Raw genomic sequence first — 6,067 nt, forward strand, 5'->3', positions numbered from 1 at the left:
GTCATCTTCTTCAAACCACTTCTCAAAGCCGTAAAATTAGCGTGGAGGAGCTCAGACAATTGGCAGATAGCAATCGCCTTCGCACGGCTGAAGATGCAGTACGTGCTGGCTTACTGGACGGGTTCCGCTATGAAGACGAAGTGAAAGAAGAAATCAAACGTAAAATAGGCGCAGCATCCATCGAGAAAATAAAGTTTGTTTCATTACCCAAGTACGCCGAAGCGGTGTCGGCGCTCAACGGCCAGGGAACAGATCGTATCAGCGTTATTTATGCCGAAGGCGATATTGTTGATGGGGAGGGCAGTGAAGAACAGGTGGGTGGAAATAAGTTCCGGTCCTATATACGCAAAGCCCGCCTCGATGATAAAACCAAAGCCATTGTTATACGCATTAACTCTGGAGGGGGAAGCGCCATGGCCAGTGAAAATATGTGGCGTGAAATTGAATTGGCAAAAAAAGATAAACCGGTGGTGGTAAGCTTTGGAAATGTAGCCGCCTCCGGAGGATACTATATGGCCTGCAATGCAGATAGTATTTTTGTATTGCCCAATACCATCACCGGGTCAATCGGCGTCTTTTCCATTGTGCCTAATTTTCAGGAGTTTTTCTCCGATAAATTGGGGGTTACGTTTGATGGCGTTGCAACGGGGCCCTACGCCAATTCTCCGTCGGTTACCAGCCCGCTTACTCCATTGCAGAAAAAATACCTGCAGGAAGGAGTTGATAGTATTTATCAAACCTTTTTAAGCAGGGTAGCAGCCGGACGAAAAATGAGCATAGCGGCCGTAGACAGTATTGGGCAGGGAAGAATCTGGACAGGCAGCCAGGCTATCAAACTCGGGCTGGCCGACCGTATAGGAGGTATGGAAACAGCCATGGAAGCAGCTGCCAGCTTGGCGAAACTGGAGAGCTACAGGATCCGGCAGTTCCCCGAACGCACCAATTGGCTGGAAAAACTGACCGGTACCTATTCACAGAATATTTCCACTAAAACGCTTAAAAAGGAGCTGGGTGCAGATTTGTATCAACTCTATGAAGAGTGGAAATCATTGGAAGCCACTTTGGGAAAAGCACAGGCAAAACTTCCGTATCGATTAAAGTTTAACTAAAGGCGGCCCTCATTACAATGCGTTTTATAAAGTTAATTGCCATCAGTTTTGTTGCATTCTTCCTGTTATTGACTGCATTTACCAGCCTTATTCCCTCCACCGTCAGAATTTCTAGGGCGGTGGATGTTCAGGCCGAGAAGAGCAAACTACTGCCTTATTTACAGGATATGAACCAATGGAAAAGCTGGAATCTTTGGATGCAGGACAGCACGCGGCAAATAACCGTTCAGGCTGTTTTGCCCGGTGATTCAGTGATAAGTGCACAATGGGTAACGGGTGATAAAAAACTGTCAAGTAATTATGCCGTTTACCAGGTTAAGCCCGGAATTCTTACGGTTCAGTGGTATTTTGACGTGAAACTGGCCTGGTATCCCTGGGAGAAGCTGGGCAGTATCATCTACGATAAACAAATGGGCCCTGTTATGGAGGAAAGCCTCGCAAATTTAAAACGGCTTGTGGAATCGAATCCTTAATTTTAATAAAAGAATCATATGAAATCCTTACTTCTTGCACTGGTAGCCGTTAGTTTCTTACTTCCTGCCTGTGCACAAAATCGTAAAAGCCCGCATGAAACCGTTAATTCGGGAAATGTAAGTGTTACCTATGGCCGTCCGGCTAAAAAGGGACGGGATATTTTCGGTTCACTGGTTCCTTATGGAAAAGTTTGGAGGGCAGGGGCGGATGAAGCAACAGAAATTACTTTTAAAAAAGACGGGAGCCTAGGTGGACAGGCAGTTAAAGCCGGAACCTATACTTTATTTGTAATTCCTAATGCTACCGAGTGGACAATTATTCTGAACAGCCAGTTAAAACAATGGGGCGCGTACGAATACGACAAACACAAGGATAAAGATGTTTTGAAAATAAACGTTCCTGTCGGTAAAACATCCGGAGCGGTGGAAAATTTCACCATCAAGTTGGATGGAGGGAAATTGATTATGGAATGGGACACCACGCAGGTGGCAGTGCCTGTTTCCTGAACTATTCCTGGAAAATGATTTCCAACTACCTTTTTAAAGCCTCCCTACCCGGGAGGCTTTAATTTTTATATTGATTTTCAGTTTATTGCAGGTTGGGTGCAAGTGCCGGTTATCCTTTATTGCAACCTTTCTGCCAGCCCATTAAACGGGTAAAATAGTTTTAACAAGGGTGCAACGATTGCGAACAGTACCTTGTCAGACTATTACACGGATATGACCAATGAACACCAACTGGTGAGGGATTGCCTAAAAGGGAAAGCTGCAGCGCAAAAAGCACTGTACGAGCTGTTTGCTGCCCAGATGTTGGGGGTCTGTTACCGGTATACCAAATCGATGAGTGATGCAGAAGATGTATTGCAGGAAGGGTTTGTGAAAGTGTTTCATTACCTGGCTCAGTTCCGGGGTGAAGGTGACCTGGGCGCCTGGATCCGAAGGATAATGGTTACCACTGCTATTAATTATCTTAAGAAAAACAGCCGTTACCAATACGATTTATCCTTTAGTACCGAACAGCCCGGTTATTTGCACCCGGTATCACCCGACAATCCTGAAGTGAGCCTTGATGCCAAACAACTGGCTGACCTGGTCAGGCAATTGCCGCCTGGTTATCAAACAATTTTTAACCTGCACGCTATTGAGGGGTACACCCATGTTGAAATTAGTTCTATGCTCGGAATCCATGAAGGAACTTCGAGGTCACAATATGCAAGAGCCCGCAGCCTGTTGATGAATTGGCTGCAAAAAGAATCCGAATCAATTAAATCAACCCACTATGCCCGATCGTGAATTTGATAAATCCGTTCAGCGAAAGGCAAATGAACTTCGCCTGGAGCCTTCCCCGGAAGTATGGGAACGGGTTGCCGCGCAATTAAAGGAAAAGGATAGAAAAAGGGGCGCAGCCTGGATCTGGCTGGCAGCTGCCATGGTAGCCGGTGGCCTTTCTCTGTGGTTTTTCGGTCCATCTGTATTGCAGCAGGGAACGTCCTCTTCGCAGCAGGCACAGCAGGCACAGCAATCACAGCAGGCACAGCAGGCACCAGCTCATACCAGCCCTTCCTTACCTGCACAAGCTGCAACTAGTACCCAGGAATCCACACCATTAAATAAACCAACTATATCGCATGAAGCTACTTCTACTTCTACTTCCGGATCTTTGATTACCAAACAGGAAACTATTCAATTACACGGGCAGCAATCGGCCCTTTCCGGCAGCAACACCCGGACAGGTAAAAAAGCCAGGCCTGCCACCACTACCAAAGAACAGCTGCTTGTTTTAAGGGAGCAGCAAACTGCTGGCGCTAAAGACTGGAAAGCTACTGAAGAAGCCGTATTGCAGGGAAAACTGATGGCGATGGCACTGGAAAAACCTGGTTCAGGAACGGTGGAGCCAACTGATGCAAAAGAAGGAGATACCAAATTGGACGCCGCTTTACTGGCATCAACTCCCGAACAGCCAACAAAAAAACAAGCGCCCTGGAACCTCGCACTACAGGTAGGGGGAGGCAGTGGATCTATGCGGGAAGGGTTGGCTACGTCCTATGCGCCCCGGTTCGAATACATGGCTGCAGGAAATGCCTTGCAGGCTCCAGGCACGGCCGTGGCCGCCGATCCAACTCCGTCTGATGTTAAACCCGGCCCCTCTTTCCAGGCAAGTATAGCCGTTAGCCGCCCGATCGGACGAAAAACCAGCTTCATTACTGGCTTGCAATATGCATTTTTCTCCAACCGAATTGAGGTAGGAAGAAAAATTGACAGCAGCGCCATGAATTCCAATTTCAGAATGCAGGCGATTCAGGGAATAGCTGCTTATACTGGCGTAGGTAATAATGGCAAAACCTATTATAACACCTATCATTACCTGCAGTTGCCGCTGGAAATTGGATGGGCACTGGATGCGCAGAAAAGATTATCCTGGAATAATGGAATTGTACTGGGTTATCTGTTAAGTACTGATGCCCTGCATTATGATGAAACAGCCGGTGCGTATTATAAGAACAACGACCTGGTGAATAAATTTCAAACCAGCGCACAAACAAGTTTTCAATACCGGCTTTTCCCTGGTAAAACCTGGAGTTTATCCGTTGGTCCCTATTTAAATTATCAGCTGCGAAACATAGACAGAACAGCTGATAGCAAACGTCTGCTAACCGTTGGTTTTAATGCGCGTTTATTATTAGGTACTTCAAAATAATATGATATGAATCTGCTTATGACAAAAGGGAAAATTTTCCTTACTGCTTTTTGCTGCCTGTTGTTATCTGCCTGCTTTAAAGACAAAGTAACCAGAACCTATACCCTGCAAAAACCTGTGTTTGCTTCCAAAGCAGCTGTGCTGGCAAATATCAAGGCCGTGGCAGCCCACCCCGTTAAAGAAAGCGGAAAGATTTATATCTACGGAAACTGGATCTTTATGAGCGATCCGGCAAGAGGTATTCATATCATCGATAATACCAATACTTCCAATCCACAGCCCAAAGCCTTTATTGAATTACCGGGTAATTTAGACATCGCGGTTAAAGGCAATGCACTGTATGCAGATTTGTTTACGGATCTGCTGGTGCTGGATATCAGTAATCCATTGAGTCCCGTATTGAAAGAAGTAATCCCCCAGGCTTTCCCCGACCGCACCTATGTGAATGGATATTACCTGCAGCCCGACCAGGTAATTATTGACTGGATTAAGAAAGATACGACCGTTAGTGTTGAAGATGTATGGGTTGATGTTCCAGGCGCCAACTGCCCGACCTGTTCCTTTGCCCAATTATATTCCGGTAGTTCCAAAACCCCCGTTGGCAAAGGCGGTTCGATGGCTCGTTTAACCATTGTAAATGAAAACCTATTCCTGGTAAATACCGCCATGCTTAAAAGTTATTCGATCCTTTCTGAATTTGCGCCCGCATTGCAGGGCGATCTTCTATTGGGCTGGGGTATTGAAACTGTGTATCCCTTCAACGATAAATTATTCATAGGGTCTTCTAACGGTATGTATATTGCTGACATTCAAAACCCGGCTCAACCCCAGCTCCTTGGCTCATTTCAACATGCCACTGCCTGCGACCCCGTAGTTGGGGATGATCAATACGCCTATGTTACCCTCCGTACCGGTAATTTCTGTGCCGGTGTACTCAATCAGCTCGATATCTTAAATGTTAGTAATGTAATGCAGCCCACCCTGGTAAAATCCTTTCCCATGAGCAATCCGCACGGGCTGGGAATAAATGGGGATGATATTTATGTATGTGATGGTAGTGCAGGTCTGAAAGTGTATGATGGAACCAACAAATCTTCCATACAACTCAAACAACACCTGGATATTGCAGACGCATTTGATATCCTCATAAATGGAAACCTGGCACTGGTGGTCGGCAGAGACGGGCTGTATCAATTCCGCATCAAAGCAGATGGAAAACTGGAATTGTTGAGTTTGTATAAGTATGCGGCTTAACCCGGCAGTTCCAGGAACCGCAGATTTCTGATTATGCCTTTGTACTTCGTCCGTTTGAGCGGAGAGTTGCGGAATAGTTTCCTGAATTTCTCTTCACCCATTGCCTCCCAATCGGCCGGCTTTAGTTGAAACAACTCGGGAATAGGGGTAAACTGCTCTTCTTTAGAGGGCGTGGAAAAGCGATTCCAGGGACAAACATCCTGGCAAATATCACAACCAAACAACCAATTCTCAAACCGGCCTTTTTCGGCGGCCGGAATCAATTCTTCTTTTAACTCAATGGTAAAATAGGATATACATTTACTGCCATTAATGACCCGGTCCGGTTCAATGGCTTCAGTTGGACAGGCATCAATACATTTGGTACAGGTACCACAATAATCTTTGGCGTAGGGATCGTCGTATTGGTCTGCCTCCAGATCGGTTATGAGGGTGGCAATAAAGAAAAATGAACCATTCTGGCGGGTAATTAGGTTTCCGTTTTTCCCGATCCAACCCAGGCCCGTTTCCCTGGCCCAGGCTCGTTCCAATAC

General features: G+C 46.2%; 7 protein-coding genes. 6 read left to right on the forward strand and 1 reads right to left on the reverse strand.

Going from position 1 to position 6,067, the window contains the following annotated elements; translation table 11 throughout:
- The 6 genes from sppA to A1D16_RS18245 all read left to right on the forward strand — a co-directional run.
- Positions 1 to 1,109 (forward strand): signal peptide peptidase SppA (sppA, locus tag A1D16_RS18220; protein ID WP_290712163.1); only part of this gene is annotated, 1,109 nt, incomplete at its 5' end.
- 17 nt (positions 1,110 to 1,126) lie between these two features.
- Positions 1,127 to 1,582: a hypothetical protein gene (locus A1D16_RS18225; RefSeq protein WP_290712165.1), complete on the forward strand. Its 456-nt coding sequence runs from the start codon at positions 1,127 to 1,129 to the stop codon at positions 1,580 to 1,582.
- An 18-nt stretch (positions 1,583 to 1,600) separates the two neighbouring features.
- Positions 1,601 to 2,089 carry a DUF2911 domain-containing protein gene (locus tag A1D16_RS18230; protein WP_290712167.1) on the forward strand — a complete coding sequence of 163 codons (489 nt, stop codon included), beginning with the start codon at positions 1,601 to 1,603 and terminating at the stop codon, positions 2,087 to 2,089.
- Positions 2,090 to 2,302: 213 nt separating this feature from the next.
- Positions 2,303 to 2,875, forward strand: a complete 573-nt coding sequence (locus tag A1D16_RS18235) for an RNA polymerase sigma factor (RefSeq protein ID WP_290712169.1) — start codon at positions 2,303 to 2,305, stop codon at positions 2,873 to 2,875.
- The gene (locus A1D16_RS18240; RefSeq protein WP_290712171.1) at positions 2,862 to 4,280 is read left to right on the forward strand and encodes an outer membrane beta-barrel protein; all 1,419 of its coding nucleotides are present in this window, start codon (positions 2,862 to 2,864) and stop codon (positions 4,278 to 4,280) included. The genes A1D16_RS18235 and A1D16_RS18240 overlap by 14 nt, the downstream gene beginning before the upstream one ends.
- Before the next feature lie 6 nt (positions 4,281 to 4,286).
- Entirely contained in the window at positions 4,287 to 5,534 is a 1,248-nt protein-coding gene (locus tag A1D16_RS18245; RefSeq protein WP_290712173.1) for a hypothetical protein, read from the forward strand.
- Here A1D16_RS18245 and A1D16_RS18250 read toward each other — a convergent pair.
- Positions 5,531 to 6,067, reverse strand: a 537-nt coding sequence (locus tag A1D16_RS18250; RefSeq protein ID WP_290712175.1) for a 4Fe-4S double cluster binding domain-containing protein, incomplete at its 5' end; no start/stop codon positions are given. The genes A1D16_RS18245 and A1D16_RS18250 overlap by 4 nt on opposite strands.

The organism is Flavihumibacter sp. CACIAM 22H1, from assembly GCF_001601815.1.
GTDB lineage: Bacteria > Bacteroidota > Bacteroidia > Chitinophagales > Chitinophagaceae > Flavihumibacter.